The following is a 16,606-nucleotide window of genomic DNA, read 5'->3' on the forward strand; positions in this document are numbered from 1 at the left end:
GGATCAGGCCGCGCGGACCGACTCCAGGAACTGCGCGACCTCGACCTTGAGTCGCGTGCTGTCGGTCGCCAGCGATTTCGCCGCGGACAGCACCTCGGTCGAGGCCTCGCCGGTCTCGATCGCTCCGCGCTGCACGTCGGTGATGTTCGCCGAGACCTCCTGCGTGCCGATCGAGGCCTGCTGGACGTTGCGCGAGATCTCCTGCGTGGCCGCGCCCTGCTCCTCGACGGCGGCGGCGATGGCCGCAGACACCTCGGACAGCCGCTCGATGGTGCCGCCGATCTCCTGGATGGCGCTTACGGATTCCTGCGTTGCGGACTGGATGCCCGACACCTGCGCGCCGATCTCTCCGGTCGCCTTCGCGGTCTGCTCGGCCAATGCCTTGACCTCGGAGGCGACGACGGCGAAGCCGCGGCCGGCTTCACCGGCGCGCGCCGCCTCGATGGTCGCGTTCAGGGCCAGCAGGTTGGTCTGGCCCGCGATGGTGTTGATCAGCTCAACGACGTCGCCGATGCGGGAGGCCGCCTGCGACAGCGCATTGACGCGGTCGTTGGTCCGCGCCGCCTGCTCGACGGCTTCCGCCGCCATTCGCGCCGAATCCTGCACCCGGCGGCTGATCTCGGTAATGGAGGAGGACAGCTCCTCCGAGGCGGAGGCCACGGCCTGAACGTTGGTGGAAGCTTCCTCGGACGCAGCCGCCACGACGGTCGCGAGCTCCTGCCCGCGCTGCGCGGTGCTGGTCAGCGTCGATGCCGACGCCTCCAGTTCGGTCGATGCCGATGACACGGTGCCGACGACCTCGCCGATCATCGCCTCGAACTTGCGGGTAATGGCGTCGACGCGGCGGCCGCGTTCGATCTTGGCATCGGCATCAGCCGCAGCGGCCTCGTCGGCAGCCCGCTTGGCGATCAGCGCCTCCTTGAAGATCTGGAGCGCATCGGCCATCGAGCCGATTTCGGTCTTCTCGCCGCGATGCGGCACCTCGGCCGAAAGGTCGCCCTCGCCGAGCGATTGCATCGGCGTGATGATGGATGCGATGCCGCGCGAGACGTCACGCACGAGATAATAGGCGGCACCGATCGCAATCACGACCGAGAGAACGATGATGCCGACCAGCACGCGGAAGATCATCGCGTAGCTATCGGCCGCCTGCTTGGTCTCGAGCTCGGCGCCGCGATTGTTCATCTCGATGCCCTTCTGGAGCAGCGGATCGGCGGCCTGGGCCATCTTCGCGACCTTGGTCTGCAACAACTCGTTGGCATCGGTCGGGAACTTGCCGGGGCTCTTGCGCGACAGCGCCATGACGTCCTGCACGCCGTTCAGATACTCGCCCCACGCCTTGGTCCATTGTTCATAGAGCGAGCGTTCCTCGGCGGAGGTGATCAGCGGCTCGTAGACCTTGCGGGTCGTGTCGATGCGCGCCCGTAGCGAGGCAAGGCGCTTCTCGGCGGCCTCCTTGCCCTCGGGGGTGTCCTGCATCAGGTGCAGGCGAAGCGCGACACGCAGCTCATTGATGTCGGCGCGCAGCGAACCAAGTGCGCGCACGCTCGGCAGCCAGCTCTCCGCGATCTCGACGGTATGGGCATTGATGTTCTGCATGGTGCCGATGGCCGTCACGCCGACGCCGGCGAGCGAGAGCACGAGGACCGACAACACGGTCAGAAGCTTGAAGACGATCGATAATTTCGACATCACAACAAATCCCGATGACACCTGGCACGCGCAAGTCACCTGCGCCGCGATCGCAACGACGTGCGATGAGACGGAAGTCATTCCAACAATGCTGGCTGGTTCTTATGCAGTAGGATTACGCGTATAATTGCAAACAGCCGTTAACAGGAGCCTACGTAAAATTACGGCTTCGCTATCGCCGGCGTTAGATGTTCCGCAATCATGCGTTGCAGCCAGACCGAAATCTCGTGCTGCAACGCGGCGGCACGGATGCCGCTTCGCGGCATCTACACACGGCGCGTCACGCCCCGCCTTCACGGAGGGCGCGCTACTCGTCGCCACACTGAAATATAAAGCAAGCGACCGCCGCGCTTCAGGCACGACGGTCGGTGGATCAAATCGGAACTGAGCGTGGACGGGTCAGGCCGCGCGTACCGTCTCCAGGAACTTGCCGACCTCGAGCTTGAGACGATCGCTGTCGCTGGACAGCATCTGCGCCGCGGACAGGACCTGCGAGGACGCCGATCCGGTTTCGCTTGCGCCGCGCTGCACGTCGGTGATGTTGGACGAGACCTGCTGGGTGCCTTGCGCGGCCTGCGCGACGTTGCGGGAGATCTCCTGCGTCGCCGCGCCCTGCTCTTCAACCGCCGCCGCAATCGCCGAGGAGATTTCCGACAACCTTTCGATGGTGTCGCTGATGTCCTTGATGGCGCCGACCGAATGCTCGGTTGCGGTCTGAATGCCCGCAATCTGCTGCCCGATCTCGCCGGTTGCCTTCGCGGTCTGCTCCGCCAGCGCCTTGACTTCGGAGGCGACGACCGCGAAGCCGCGGCCGGCTTCGCCGGCGCGCGCCGCCTCGATCGTGGCATTGAGCGCCAGCAGGTTGGTCTGGCCTGCGATGGTGTTGATCAGCTCGACGACATCGCCGATCCGCGTTGCCGCCTGCGACAGCTCACTGACGCGATCGGTCGTGGTACGGGCCTGGCCGACGGCCTCGCTGGCGACGCGGGCGGATTCCTGCACCTGCCGGCTGATCTCGGTGATCGAGGATGACAGCTCCTCGGTCGCCGACGCGACCGACTGAACGTTGGTGGACGCCTCCTCGGAGGCCGCGGCAACCACGGCCGTCAACCCCTGCGCGCGCTCAGCAGTCGAGGTGAGCGTGGTGGCCGACGCTTCGAGCTCGTTCGATGCCGACGACACCGTGTGGACGATCTCGCCGACCGCGGATTCGAAACTATCGGCGAGCCTGCGCATCTCCGACTTGCGCTGCTCGGCTGCGATCTGATCCTGCCGCATCTTGGCTTCCGCTTCCTCCCGCGCCTTCTGCTCCGACACGATCTTGAATTTCTCGACGGCACCGGCAACTTCGCCGACCTCGTCCTTGCGGCCGAGGCCGGGCAGCACGACCGAGAAATCGCCGCTGGCAAGCTTCTCCATCGCCAACGTCAGCGCGCGCATCGGACGCGCGATGGTGAAGACGGAGAAGATACAGGCGCCGATCAGGACCAGCGCAACCAGCACGCCGGTGATGAACGATGTCCGAGCCACCGATTCAGCTTCTGCTTCCGCTTCGGCGCGAGTATCGGCACTCCTCTTCTTGGAGAAACCAGTGATCTGGTCTGTCAGCTCCGATATCTCTTGATTGATCGGCGCCAGAGTCCCCTTGCGGATGCCATCGACCTCGGCCACCAGCTTCGCGAATTGCGCCGCCGCTTCGCCGTCCTTCTTTCCTTCGAGCGCGAGCTCCTGCCTGCGGATCGCCTCGATCTGCTGCTGGCCTTTGCCGAAATTGCCGACCAACTCGGTCAGACGGTCGATCCGCTTGCGGTTCTCCGGTGAACGGGAGAGCTTCGCCATCTCGCCCGCGTACTGCAGGGCTGACCTCTGCCGATCGTTGAAATAGGCGACGGTCTTTTGCAATTCGGCGAGAGAGGACGACGTCAGGATGTCGCGAATGCCGATTTGCATCCCGCGGACCGACGCCTTTGCCTCCGCTGCGTTTTGCGCGATCGTCTGCTGCTGCGATGCGGCCGCGCCGAGCTTCTGGACGTCGGCGTCTCCGCTCATCTGGAGAAAAATCATCAGCGCGACCAGGCCGATGGTGAGCGCGGAGGTGATGGCGAGCTTGGTGCCAATTCGCAGGTTCTGAATGAACATCATTGAAGTATTCCCGGGATACGCATTGCCGCAACGAAGCGCGTGAACAGCCCGGGAAGGCTAACCGGCAGGCCACTCGTTAACGTTAAGTGCCGCCGCCGGACTCCGGGTAGAAATACGGAAATCGCTGCTCAAATTGTCGAACTTGCGCAGCTTTCACGTGCAGAGCGTAGATGCTTCGCGAATTTGCAGGCCTTTCGGCCCGTCGAGGCCATCGCTCCGTTCTCGCGCCTCAGCCCATCGTTTCGCCGACGAGGCTGATGCGAAACACCGGCGTCTTGTTCTCGTCGAGCAGCTCCATCCGCCACTCGGCATCGCGCTTGAGGCCGCGCGCGATGCTGGCGAGCAGATTGGCGCAGACCTCGGTCATCTCGGTCCACGCAGCCGCGCGATCCTCGAACTCGTACGGCTGATCGGCGGCGCCGGAATAACGACCGGTACTGATGCGAAAGAAGTACAGCGACATCGTGGAAACCTTGTGCCCCGCGGCCCTACGTAAACTGGAGCGCGAGTCGCTACCAACGCATGAAAACTGCCGTCCGTAGGACTACGGCGCGGCGGCTTCACCAAGGATGAAGATATTCAACGAGAACATGTGCGATGAAGGCCGCACAGCCAGATCACTGGGTGGAACGACGCAGTTCCAGCGGAGCGTCGTTCTTGGCAGGCTCGGACTTTGCCGGCTCAGACTTCACCGGCTCGAGCCGGGTGCTCTCGACACGCGGTGTCTCGACGCGCGCGGCGACTTCGGTGTTGGGCGCGCCGACGGAGCCGGTGTGCTCCGACGCGCGCAGCGAGCGCGGACGCGCCACGGCACGCGCCATCAGCATCTGATTGCCGCCCTGATGGTGGAAGTCGCAATAGGCGAAGCCCATGCCCGACACCGAGCCGCGGAAGCTGCGATCGTCAGTCTTCTCCAGATTGAAGCAGGGCTCGAACGGGATGCCCTTGATCGAGGCGCAGACGTTCTGGCCGCGGATCTGGAGCGTGTTGCCGGGCAGGCGGAGGTGTTTCACCGGACCTGCGCCCGAGAACTGCACCGCGCCGGCGGCACCGAGGTCTTCCAGGATGCGGCCTGCGCCGCGGGTGCCGTCGAAACAGGTGAAGGCGAACACCTTACCGGCCACGAAACGGCGCGCCTCGTCGGCGTTCATGCCTCCGGCAACGGCCGGCGCAATCGTCACTGCCGCCGTGACAGCCCCCAACACAATACGCGCAAGCATGCTCTACTCCGAACCAACCCTTGCAGCGGGCGATGCCTTATCTCTTTACCCGCTGCTTACCATACTAACCATGGCGACATTGAAGCAGCTTGGTTGGTAAAGTCTGAACGTCGTTAGACAATTTTTACCACGATGCGGCCGCGGACCTGACCGGCCAGGATTTTCGCGCCCCACTCCGAAACCTGATCGAGTGAAATTTCATGAGTAATTTCAGATAGTTTCGTCCGATCCAGATCGGACGCCAGGCGCTGCCAGGCGGCTTTGCGCGGTTCGATCGGGCACATCACGGAATCGATGCCGAGAAGGCACACCCCGCGCAAAATGAAGGGTGCGACAGAAGACGGCAGGTCCATGCCGGCCGCGAGGCCGCAGGCCGCGATCGCACCGCCGTATTTCGTCATCGACAGGAGATTCGCCAGCGTGGTCGAGCCGACGCTGTCCACCCCGCCCGCCCAACGCTCCTTGGCCAGGGGCTTGGCCGGCGCCGACAATTCATTACGGTCGATGATCTCGGCCGCGCCGATCCCCTTCAGATAGTCCGCTTCTGCAGCACGGCCGGTCGAGGCGATGACGTGGTAGCCGAGCTTCGACAGCACGGCGATGGCGACCGAGCCAACGCCGCCCGCCGCGCCCGTGACCACCACGGGGCCGCCCTTCAGTGAGAGTCCGTGCTTCTCCAGCGCCAGTACGGACAGCATCGCCGTGAAGCCGGCGGTGCCGATCGCCATGGCGTCGCGCGCCGACAGGCCCTGCGGAAGAGCGACCAGCCAGTCGCCTTTCACCCGCGCCTTCTGCGCATAGGCGCCGAGATGGGTCTCACCCATGCCCCAACCGGTGCAGACGACCTGGTCGCCGGCCTTCCATTGCGGATGCGAGGACGCTTCGACGGTGCCGGCGAAATCGATGCCGGCAATCATCGGGAAGCGGCGCACCACCGGCGCCTTGCCGGTGAGCGCGAGGCCGTCCTTGTAGTTCAGCGTCGACCATTCCACGCGGACGGTGACGTCGCCGTCCATCAGCTCGGCCTCGTCGAACTGCGCCAGCTGCGCGGTGGTGCCCTTGTCCGCCTTGTCGATCCGGATCGCCTTGAACGTGGCCACAGCAAACTCCCTGACTTGTTTCAGGCGATGTTTAGCCGATCAGGCAGGCTGCGCAACCGCTCGCTGAACCGGTTTCTCCACGATCGGAAGATTGATCAGCGCCGAGAGCACGCCGAACAGGATCGAGAGCCACCAGATCGGCGTATAGGAACCGAACTTCTCGAACACGATGCCGCCGAGCCATACGCCGAGGAAGCCGCCGACCTGATGGCTGACGAAGGCGAAGCCGTAAAGCGTGGCGAGCCAGCGGGTGCCGAACATCAGCGCCACCAGCGCCGAGGTCGGCGGCACCGTCGACAGCCAGGTCAGTCCGGAGATCGCGCCGAACGCAATCGCCGAGAACGGCGTGATCGGGAACGAGATGAAGGCCAGCGTCGCAAGCGCGCGGGTGAAATAGATGACGGAGAGGATGTAGCGCTTGGGCAGCGAGTTCTGGAGATAGCCGACGCTGAGCGAGCCGATGATGTTGAACAGACCGATCGCCGCGATCACCCAGCCGCCGGTTTGCGTGGAGATGCCGCGATCGACCAGGAAGGCCGGCAGATGCACGGTGATGAAAGCGAGCTGGAAGCCGCAGGTGAAGAAGCCGAGCACCAGCAGCACGTAGGAGCGATGCCCGAAGGCTTCGGAAAGCGCTTTGGTGAATGACTGTTCCTCCGCGGGCACAGCGTTGGCCGTGCTTGCGACCGGCGGTGTCGAGAGCGCCAGCGACAGCGGGATGATCAGCAGCATCAGGAAGCCGAACACGGTGAGCGCCTGCTGCCAGCCGAAATTGTCGATCAGCGCCACGCCGATCGGCGCGAACAGGAACTGGCCGAACGAGCCCGCCGCGGTGCCGGCGCCGAGCGCGAGGCCGCGCTTCTCGGCCGGCAACAGCTTGCTGAACGCCGACAACACCAGATTGAACGAGCAGCCGGCGAGGCCAAAGCCGACCATTACGCCCGCGCCGATGTCGAGCGACAGCGGCGTCGAGGAGTATCGCATCAGGAGCAGGCCGCCGGCATAGAGCAGAGCGCCGACAGACATCACCCGGAACAGGCCGAAGCGGTCGGCGACCGCACCGGCGATCGGCTGGCCCAATCCCCACAACAGATTCTGGAAGGCAATGGCGAGGCCAAACACGTCGCGGCCCCAGGCGAATTCATGGCTCATCGGCTGCACGAAGAAGCCGAGTGCCGAACGCGGTCCGAAGCCGAGCATGCCGATGGCGCAGCCGCAGAGAATGATGATCGCCGGCGTGCGCCAGGAGGAAGGCCGGGAAACCGGACCGAGCTCGCCCGCTTGTGTCGACATGCGCTTCCTCATCTGTCGCAGGCGGTCCGGAATAGGCAGCCGCCAGTCAGGCGTTTAATGCAAGTGCATGAAACTCCCAAGCCGAAAATGATTGCGTCCTACGAAGAGCTGTTGCCGGAGCATTGCGTTTCTTCGAGGCCTCGCCCGGAGATCGCGATCGCGTTTTGACGAGAATGTGTGTGGCGAGGGCTGGCAGCCGCGTCAGTGGCGTGTTAACTTCGATTTACTCATATTGAGTATATCTAGGTCCTACCCGGCCTCTCGGCCGGATTTCTCGGGCTTCATATATACTCAAAACGAGCATAATTGACATGCACGGGAGGCTTCCGATGCCGATCACTGGAATTTACGGGCCCGACGACTTTGCCAACCGGCCTCAGGGCCAATCCACCACCCCACCCCGCCCCGCGCCGGCACGGTCGGGCCCCGCCCTGCCGATGCCCTCGCTGGAATGGACGCCCGAGGTCGAGCGGGCCACCGCGCCGCTCTACGAGCGCATCAAGCATGTGATCCCGCCGATCGAATGGCCGCTGATGGCGCCGACCATCAAGGCGATCAACGAGCTTAAGCAGGCGCGCGGCGCGGTGATCCTCGCGCACAACTACCAGGCGCCGGAGATCTTTCACGGCGTTGCCGACATCGCCGGCGACTCGCTCCAGCTCGCCGTCGAAGCAACCAAGGTGAAGGCCAGCATCATCGTCCAGTGCGGCGTGCACTTCATGGCGGAGACCTCGAAGCTGCTCAATCCGGACAAGACGGTGCTGATCCCGGATTCGCGCGCCGGCTGCTCGCTCGCGGCCAGCATCACGGGTGCGGACGTCCGTCTGCTCCGCGAAAAATTTCCGGGCGTGCCTGTGGTCGCCTATGTCAACACGTCGGCGGAGGTGAAAGCCGAGGTCGACATCTGCTGCACCTCGTCGAACGCGGTGCAGGTGGTCGAGAGCCTGAACGCGCCGAGCGTGATCTTCCTGCCCGATCGCTATCTTGCGACCTACGTCGCCTCGAAGACCGACGTGAAGATCATCGCCTGGAAGGGTGCCTGCGAGGTGCACGAACGTTTTACCGGTGAGGAGCTGCGCGCCTACCGCGAGGCCGATCCGTCGGTGCAGATCATCGCGCATCCCGAATGCCCGCCGGACGTGCTGGCGGAGGCCGACTTCACCGGCTCGACCGCGCACATGATCAACTGGGTGCGCGAAAAGCGGCCGCGGCGGCTCGTGATGATCACGGAATGCTCGATGGCGGACAATTTGCGCGCCGAGCTGCCTGATGTGGAGATGCTGCGCCCCTGCAATCTCTGCCCGCACATGAAGCGCATCACCCTCGCCAATATCCTGGAGAGCCTGCTGACGCTGCGCGAGGAAGTGACGATCGATCCGGCGCTTGCGGAGCGTGCGCGGCGCTCGGTCGAGCGGATGATCAATCTGAAGAATTGAGAGCGAACATGAAGAACAACATCCATAACCTCACCCGCAGTAGCAATGACGTCGTCATCGTCGGCGGCGGTCTCGCCGGGCTGTTCTGCGCGCTGAAACTCGCACCGCGGCCGGTGACGCTGATCTCGGCCGCGCCGCTCGGACAAGGCGCATCGTCCGCATGGGCGCAAGGCGGTATCGCCGCGGCGGTGGCCGAGGGCGATACGCCGGAAGCGCATGCTGCTGACACCATCGCCGTCGGCGGCGGCCTCGTCGATGAAGCGGTTGCGCTCGGGATCGCGCGCGAGGCCGCGCCGCGAATTCACGACCTGCTCGCCTATGGCGTGCCGTTCGACCGCGATCTCGAAGGCCGTCTCGCCGTCGGCCGTGAGGCCGCGCATTCGGCGCGCCGCATCGTGCATGTGCGCGGCGACGGCGCGGGCGCTGCGATCATCGCCACCCTCAGTGACGCGGTGCGCCGCACGCCGTCGATCCGCCTGATCGAGGGTTTTGTCGCCGAGGCATTGTTGACCGAAGATAGCGCCATCGCTGGCCTGCAATTGCGAGAGGCCGGCAACCCAGGCGCAAGGCCGGTCCTGATCGCCTCGCGCGCGATCGTGCTCGCGACCGGCGGCATCGGCCATCTCTACGCCGTCACCACCAATCCACCCGAGGCCGGCGGCTCCGGCCTCGCGATTGCAGCCCGCGCCGGCGCCGTCATCGTCGATCCCGAGTTCGTCCAATTCCACCCGACGGCCATCATGGTGGGGCGCGACCCGGCACCGCTCGCAACCGAAGCCCTGCGTGGCGAAGGCGCGACGCTGGTCAATCGCAATGGCGAGCGCTTCATGCTGGCACTCCACCCGCTCGCCGAACTCGCGCCGCGCGACATCGTGGCCCGCGGCGTGTTCGCGGAGATCGCGGCCGGACGGGGAGCGTTCCTCGATGCGCGCGAGGCGCTGGGCAGGCGCTTCGCTGACAGGCTTCCGACGGTGCATGCGAGTTGCATTGCCGCCGGGATCGATCCCGCGACGCAGGCCATCCCGATCGCGCCGGCCGCGCACTACCACATGGGCGGCATCGCGGTGGATGCGCACGGCCGCAGCTCGATCGACGGGCTCTGGGCCGGCGGCGAAGTGTCGTCGACCGGCGCCCACGGCGCCAACCGGCTTGCATCGAACTCGCTGCTGGAAGCCGTGGTCTATGCCGCACGCATCGCCGACGACATCGCCGGTCGCGCCATCCCCTCGTCTGCCTGCCTCGCCGACGTGCTGGTGACGCCGCGCGGCGAGGCGCCGGATGCTGCGGCCGTGAAGCAGCTGCGGGCGATGATGAGCGCGCGCGTCGGCGTCATCCGCGACGACGAGGGACTTGCAGAGGCGGTGCGCAGCTTCGCCGCGCTCGAGCACGAAGGCACGAGCATCGCTGTCCGCAACATGGCGACATCGGCCCTGCTCGTCGCCGCCTCGGCGTGGAGCCGGCGCGAGAGCCGCGGCGCGCATTTCCGCATCGATCATCCGGCGGATGACCCCGCATTGGCGCAGCGAACGATGACCACGCTCACCGCAGCGCGCGCGGTCGCGGAGAGCTTGAGCGAGCATCTCCAGCCGCGCACCGCGCAACCCATGATCGCCTGAGGGAGGCCCCCATGATCAATCCGACCTCACTGCTCTATCCCGATGCCTTCCTCTCGCCGCTCGCGATCGACGAGGCCGTGCGGCGCGCACTCGACGAGGATCTCGGCCGTGCCGGCGACATCACCTCGCTCGCGACGATTCCGGAAGCGGCCAGAGCGCAGGCGATCCTCGTCGCGCGGCAGTCCGGCGTGATCGCCGGCCTGCCGCTGGCGCTGGCGACACTGCAAAGGCTTTCGCCAGAGATCGAGGTGCGCGCGCATGTTCGCGACGCCGCACGCGTTGCCCGCGGTCAGCAGGTGCTGACGATCACAGGCCCGGCGCGTGCCATTCTGACGGCGGAGCGGACCGCGCTGAATTTCGTCGGCCGCCTGTCAGGCATCGCGACGCTCACGGCCGATTACGTCGCGCGCACCGAAGGCACCAGGATGCGCATCTGCTGCACGCGAAAGACCACGCCGGGGTTGCGTGCGCTGGAGAAATACGCGGTGCGCTGCGGCGGCGGCTTCAACCACCGTTTCGGCCTCGACGATGCGATCCTGATCAAGGACAACCACATCGCGGTCGCCGGCGGCATCCGCCCGGTGCTGGAGCGCGCGCGCGCCCATGCCGGACACCTCGTCAAGATCGAGATCGAGGTGGATACGCTTGCGCAACTCCACGAGGTGCTCGATAGCGCAATGGCGGACGCCGTGTTGCTCGACAACATGGATCTTGCAACCCTGCGCGAGGCCGTCAAGCTCAACGAGGGCCGCCTCAAGCTGGAAGCATCCGGCGGGGTCACACTGGAGTCGATCGCGGCGATCGCAGCCACCGGCGTCGATTACGCGTCAGCAGGGGCGCTGACGCATTCGGCGCCGAACTTCGACTGCGCGCTGGATATCGCGGCGTGAGGCCGGCTTCCCTCTCCGTCATGGCTGGGCTTGTCCCGGCCATCCACGCCTTGCAACTCGTTACAAAGAACGGGGATGCCCGGGACAAGCCCGGCCATGACGAACTTTTGTGAATGCTACCTTCGCTCGCTCACGCCCATCTCGGCAGAACTCTTGGCTTCCTGCGCGAGCTCGGCGGAGAGCGCGGCGGTTTGCGCCGGGCTGCCCCAGCTCGGCTCCTCGCTGCCGTCGCCCCAGGCGCGCGGACGGTAGAAGGTGTGCACGCCGGTCTTGTACATCTTCTTCATCTCGGCGACCCAGGACGGGCGCACCCAATAGGCGTGATAGTGCGTCGACTTGCCGACCTCGGGCAGCCAGATCTGGCCGTCGAGCATCGCCTTCGAGATCTTCTTCGCGCGCTCCCACATCTCGGGCTCGCGGATCACGTCGGCATTGTTGTCGCAGGCAAAGGTGAACTGGCAGGCGAGATGGCGGTGCTTGTTCTGATAGACCGCGCCGCACACGGTGTCGGGATATTTGCCGGAGAACACGCGGTTCAATACCACCTGCGCCACCGCGATCTGGCCGCGCACCGCCTCGCCGCGGGACTCGAAATAGACGGCTTCGGCGAGACACTTCTCGGATTTGGCACGCGACTTGTCGTCGAGTGCCAGCCGCTCGGCCGGCGATCTGGCGCGCTGGTTGTCAGCGTTGACCTCGCCCTTGGGGGCGACGCTCTCGCCGCTCTCGATATCCCTGGCGATCGCCTCCGTCGGCGGTGACAGCGAGGCCGTCACCTTCATGTCCGGATCTGGCATCACGATCAGCGGCTCGGCGCCGGGCTGCCAGCTCTCGATGCTCTCGACATTGCCGCCGAGCGAGGAACTGCCGAAGAACAGGTTGGAGGTCTTGACGCTGAAGGGATCGCGCACGGGCGTGGTCGGCGCGGTGGCTCGCTTCAGCGCCTCCAGCGGCTGCACCGCGAATGAACGCGCGAGCTCGCTGGCCTGCGGCGCATTGGTGTATTGCGACAGCGGCGGCGCGCGCAGTGCTTCCGCGAGCTCGGGATCGAGTGCGGCCGCGGACTCGGGTGACATTGCCTGTGGCAACGCAGCGGTCTTGGCGCCGAACACCGAGCTGTTCGAGGTCGCGGGATCCTGGCCCGCGGGTGCTGTGACCGGCGCGACCGTCTCGGGTGCCTGCGTCGGCGTCACGGTCGCGAGGCGATCACCCTTCATGGAGCGATCGACCTTGGGAAAATCGGCGGCCTGGTAGCGCGGCGGCGCCTGCAGCGCCGGATTGCGGCCGAGCGCGCCGGTGACGTCGCGACCGTCGAGGCTCGCGAGGCGAACCATCGCGCTCTGCGGAACCGACGTGCCGATGGGACGGGAAAAACTGTAGGTGGCGAGCTGAATCGAGGACGCCGCAGAGAACACCTGCTTCTGCCAACGCTCGGCGACGCCGGGCTGACGCGCCAGCAGGGAGGCAATATCCTGATAGCCGGTCTCTCTCGGCATCAATGCGAAGATGCAGAGACCGATGCCGAAGGACGCGAACCGCGCGCCCTTCGGATGGTTACGCAACACAGACATCGATACGCTCACGCTACGCTTACAAAAATCGAGATGCAGTACATCCGTGCAATTCGATCTTTATCGTAAGTATCTAATTTAGGTTGCCGGGGCGTTAATCGACGTTGCGCGCGCGGCACACTCAAGCGATCTCAGGTGTTTTCACGGAGGGATTGCAGGCGTGGTAAATGCGGGCTGACGTCAAGCGGTAAACAATCGGTCAACGCGAATGGTGAAGGAACCCTTGCGCGCGCGTCTCATAGCAGGACGCGCGCGGTTCCATCGTCACGCCGACAACAGCTGTCATGCCCCGCGAAGGCGGGGCATCCAGTACGCCGCAGCTTCTCGATCACCGTTGTCTCGGCGTACTGGATCGCCCGGTCGAACCGGGCGATGACAGCGAGTACGTGGGAACAACATCGCCTGAAATGAGGAGAGGCGGGGCTTGGCCCCGCCTCTCTCAACTCGATCCTGCGTTTCGCTTACGCCTGGCTCGCGACCGCCTTGCCGAGCGCGGCTTGCGCCGCTGCGAGGCGGGCGATCGGCACGCGGTAGGGCGAGCAGGAGACGTAGTCGAGACCGATGTTGTGGCAGAAGGCGACGGAGGCGGGATCGCCGCCGTGCTCGCCGCAGATGCCGACCTTGAGCTTCGGGCGGGTCTTGCGGCCACGCGCGACGCCGATCTTGACCAGCTCGCCGACGCCTTCCTGGTCGAGCGCAACGAACGGATCAATCGGCAGGATCCCCTTGGACACATAGGTGCCGAGGAAGCTCGCGGCGTCGTCGCGGCTGATGCCGTAGGTGGTCTGCGTCAGGTCGTTGGTGCCGAACGAGAAGAACTCCGCGCTCTCCGCGATCTCGGCCGCCAGCAGGCAGGCGCGCGGCAGCTCGATCATGGTGCCGACCTGATAGGTCAGTTTGGTGTTGGCGTCGCGCATCACCTCCTTCGCGGTGGCATCGATGCGCGCCTTGACGAGGTCGAGCTCCATCTTGGTCGCGATCAGCGGCACCATCACCTCGAGGCCGACGGCCTTGCCGGTGCGCTTCTCGGCCTCGACCGCCGCCTCGAAGATCGCTCGCGCCTGCATCTCCGCGATCTCCGGATAGGCGATCGCGATACGGCAGCCGCGGAAGCCGAGCATCGGATTGAACTCCGAGAGCTCGCGCGCGCGGTCAGCGAGGCGCCGCGGGTCGGTGTTCATGGCACGCGCCACTTCCTCGACCTCGGCATGGGTGTGCGGCAGGAATTCGTGGAGGGGAGGATCCAAAAGCCGGATCGTGACGGGCAGGCCCTTCATGATCTCGAACAGCTCGACGAAGTCGGCGCGCTGCATCGGCAGCAGCTTGGCGAGCGCGGCGCGGCGGGACTGCTCGTCCTCGGAGAGGATCATCTCACGCACCGTGCGGATGCGCGTCTCCTCGAAGAACATGTGCTCGGTACGGCAGAGGCCGATACCTTCGGCGCCGAACTTGATCGCGGTGCGGGCGTCGTCCGGCGTATCGCCATTGACGCGAACGCCGATCTTGCGGACCTGGTCGGCCCACTTCATCAGCGTACCGAACTCGCCGGACAGCTCCGGCTCGATCATCGGCATGCGGCCGCTGAGCACCTGGCCGAGCGAGCCGTCGATGGTGATGACGTCGCCGGTCTTGAAGCTGCGCGAGCCGATGCTCATCGTGCCGCGACCGTAATCGACGCGGATGGTGCCGCAGCCGGAGACGCAGGGCTTGCCCATGCCGCGCGCGACCACGGCGGCGTGCGAGGTCATGCCGCCGCGCGTGGTCAGGATGCCTTCGGCTGCGTGCATGCCGTGGATGTCTTCGGGGCTGGTCTCGATGCGGACCAGAATGACCTTGCGTCCGTCGGCCTGAAGCTTGGCCGCCTCGTCCGAGGAAAACACGATCTCGCCGGAGGCCGCACCAGGCGAGGCCGGCAGTCCGGTCGCGATCACGTCGCGCTTGGCGCCGGGATCGATGGCCGGATGCAGCAGCTGATCGAGCGAGGCGGGATCGATCCGCATCACCGCTTCGTTCTTGGTGATCAGGCCTTCGTTGGCGAGCTCGACCGCGATGCGAAGCGCCGCTTTCGCGGTGCGCTTGCCGCCGCGGGTCTGCAGCATCCACAGCTTGCCCTGCTCGACCGTGAACTCCATGTCCTGCATGTCGCGGTAGTGCTTCTCGAGCAGCGTGTAGATCCGCGTCAGCTCCTTGAAGGCCTCCGGCATCGCCGCTTCCATCGACGCCTTGTCGGAGCCCGATTCCTTGCGCGCTTCTTCGGTGATGTCCTGCGGCGTGCGGATGCCCGCCACCACGTCCTCGCCTTGCGCGTTGATCAGGAACTCGCCGTACAGCTTGCTCTCGCCGGTCGAGGGGTTGCGCGTGAAGGCGACGCCGGTGGCCGAGGTCTCGCCCATGTTGCCGAACACCATGGCCTGCACATTGACCGCGGTGCCCCAGGATTCCGGAATGTCGTGCAGCTTGCGGTAGGTCACCGCGCGTGCGTTCATCCAGGATGAGAACACCGCACCGATCGCGCCCCAGAGCTGGTCATGCGGGTCCTGCGGGAAGTCCTTGCCGGTCTCGCGCGCGACCGCGTCCTTGTACTTGCCGACCAGATCGACCCAATCCTCGGCGGAGAGATCGGTGTCGAGCGTATAGCCCTGGCTGTCCTTGAACGTGTCGAGGATTTCCTCGAAGTGATGATGCTCGAAGCCGAGCACCACGTCCGAATACATGGTGATGAAGCGGCGATAGCTGTCATAGGCGAAGCGGCGGTCACCCGACAGCTCCGACAGCGCTTCCACGGTCTGGTCGTTGAGGCCGAGGTTGAGCACGGTGTCCATCATGCCCGGCATCGAGGCGCGTGCACCGGAGCGCACGGAGACGAGCAGCGGGTTCCTGGTGTCGCCGAAGATCTTGCCGGTCAACTTGCCGACATGGTCGAGCGCCTTCTCAACCTGCGACTTCAATTCCTTGGGGTAGGACTTGTCGTGTGCGTAAAAGTAGGTGCAGACCGAGGTCGGGATGGTGAAGCCAGGAGGTACCGGCAGGCCGAGATTGGCCATCTCGGCGAGATTGGCGCCCTTGCCACCCAGCAGGTCGCGCATTTCGGTCCGGCCTTCGGCCTTGCCGTCGCCGAATGTGAAGACCCACTTACCGGCCTTGGCCGTGACTGGCGCCGCCTTGGCGGGGGCTGCCTTCTTCGGCGCTGGCTTGGCAGCGACCTTCGGAGCAACCGGCTTGGCCGCAGCTTTCGCAGCAGGCTTAGCTGCGGGCTTCGCAGCCGGCTTAGGGACAGGCTTGGAGGCGCTCTTGGGGAGCGTCTTGCGAGCTGCCGGCGCGGCTTTCGCCTTGGCAGAGGCCTTTGATTTCGCTGCAGTTTTATTGGGCTTCGAGGCGGCTTTGGCCATAGCTTGCACACAACCTGCGAGAGGAATGGGAAATCGCGCGCCTTACACCACTTTGGGCAGGGTCGCGCAAGTCGAAGAGTTCCGGAAAATGAAGGCCTAGAGATGGAGCCACTTCAACAATCCGAGCCCGATCGCGCCATTTACGATGAGAAAGATCGCAACGATCAGGTTGAGCAGGCGCGGCATGATCAGGATCAGCACGCCCGCAAGCAGCGACAGGATCGGCGAAATGTGGGCGACGGTGATGTGCATGAATT

General features: G+C 65.3%; 12 protein-coding genes. 3 read left to right on the forward strand and 9 right to left on the reverse strand.

Annotated features, from left to right (window positions below; translation table 11 throughout):
• Positions 1 to 3: 3 nt before the first annotated feature.
• The 6 genes from FNV92_RS27130 to FNV92_RS27155 all read right to left on the reverse strand — a co-directional run bounded on the left by FNV92_RS27130 (position 4) and on the right by FNV92_RS27155 (position 7,447).
• Positions 4 to 1,692 (reverse strand): methyl-accepting chemotaxis protein, encoded by a 1,689-nt coding sequence (locus FNV92_RS27130; protein WP_168213547.1) that lies wholly within the window; start codon positions 1,690 to 1,692, stop codon positions 4 to 6.
• Positions 1,693 to 2,091: 399 nt separating this feature from the next.
• The gene (locus tag FNV92_RS27135; protein ID WP_143843809.1) at positions 2,092 to 3,834 is read right to left on the reverse strand and encodes a methyl-accepting chemotaxis protein; all 1,743 of its coding nucleotides are present in this window, start codon (positions 3,832 to 3,834) and stop codon (positions 2,092 to 2,094) included.
• A 229-nt stretch (positions 3,835 to 4,063) separates the two neighbouring features.
• Positions 4,064 to 4,297 carry a DUF6894 family protein gene (locus FNV92_RS27140; protein WP_143843808.1) on the reverse strand — a complete coding sequence of 78 codons (234 nt, stop codon included), beginning with the start codon at positions 4,295 to 4,297 and terminating at the stop codon, positions 4,064 to 4,066.
• A 154-nt stretch (positions 4,298 to 4,451) separates the two neighbouring features.
• The gene (locus FNV92_RS27145; RefSeq protein WP_015687903.1) at positions 4,452 to 5,054 is read right to left on the reverse strand and encodes a hypothetical protein; all 603 of its coding nucleotides are present in this window, start codon (positions 5,052 to 5,054) and stop codon (positions 4,452 to 4,454) included.
• Between the two features lie 113 nt (positions 5,055 to 5,167).
• Positions 5,168 to 6,154: an acrylyl-CoA reductase (NADPH) gene (acuI, locus tag FNV92_RS27150; protein WP_143843807.1), complete on the reverse strand. Its 987-nt coding sequence runs from the start codon at positions 6,152 to 6,154 to the stop codon at positions 5,168 to 5,170.
• A gap of 39 nt (positions 6,155 to 6,193) precedes the next feature.
• A complete protein-coding gene (locus FNV92_RS27155; protein WP_143843806.1) occupies positions 6,194 to 7,447 on the reverse strand; it encodes an MFS transporter in 1,254 nt (417 codons plus the stop codon).
• Positions 7,448 to 7,776: 329 nt separating this feature from the next.
• Between FNV92_RS27155 and nadA the strand changes: the two genes are divergently transcribed.
• From nadA to nadC, 3 genes are read left to right on the forward strand one after another with little or no spacing between them, the layout of a single operon-like run.
• Entirely contained in the window at positions 7,777 to 8,883 is a 1,107-nt protein-coding gene (gene nadA, locus FNV92_RS27160) for a quinolinate synthase NadA (RefSeq protein WP_143843805.1), read from the forward strand.
• A gap of 8 nt (positions 8,884 to 8,891) precedes the next feature.
• On the forward strand, positions 8,892 to 10,499 hold the full coding sequence (locus FNV92_RS27165) for an L-aspartate oxidase (RefSeq protein ID WP_143843804.1): 1,608 nt from the start codon (positions 8,892 to 8,894) through the stop codon (positions 10,497 to 10,499).
• Positions 10,500 to 10,510: 11 nt separating this feature from the next.
• Complete coding sequence (gene nadC, locus FNV92_RS27170; protein ID WP_143843803.1) at positions 10,511 to 11,389, forward strand: carboxylating nicotinate-nucleotide diphosphorylase; 879 nt, start codon at positions 10,511 to 10,513, stop codon at positions 11,387 to 11,389.
• 116 nt (positions 11,390 to 11,505) lie between these two features.
• On the opposite strand, the gene FNV92_RS27175 is transcribed toward nadC, so the two are convergent.
• The 3 genes from FNV92_RS27175 to FNV92_RS27185 form a co-directional block, all read right to left on the reverse strand.
• Positions 11,506 to 12,960, reverse strand: a complete 1,455-nt coding sequence (locus FNV92_RS27175) for a cell wall hydrolase (RefSeq protein ID WP_168213546.1) — start codon at positions 12,958 to 12,960, stop codon at positions 11,506 to 11,508.
• A 461-nt stretch (positions 12,961 to 13,421) separates the two neighbouring features.
• Positions 13,422 to 16,349 carry a pyruvate, phosphate dikinase gene (ppdK, locus tag FNV92_RS27180; protein WP_168213545.1) on the reverse strand — a complete coding sequence of 976 codons (2,928 nt, stop codon included), beginning with the start codon at positions 16,347 to 16,349 and terminating at the stop codon, positions 13,422 to 13,424.
• Positions 16,350 to 16,445: 96 nt separating this feature from the next.
• Positions 16,446 to 16,601, reverse strand: coding sequence for a DUF3096 domain-containing protein (locus FNV92_RS27185; protein WP_007607177.1), 156 nt, complete (start codon positions 16,599 to 16,601; stop codon positions 16,446 to 16,448).
• Positions 16,602 to 16,606 lie beyond the last annotated feature (5 nt).

It is taken from the genome of Bradyrhizobium cosmicum (assembly GCF_007290395.2).
GTDB lineage: Bacteria > Pseudomonadota > Alphaproteobacteria > Rhizobiales > Xanthobacteraceae > Bradyrhizobium > Bradyrhizobium cosmicum.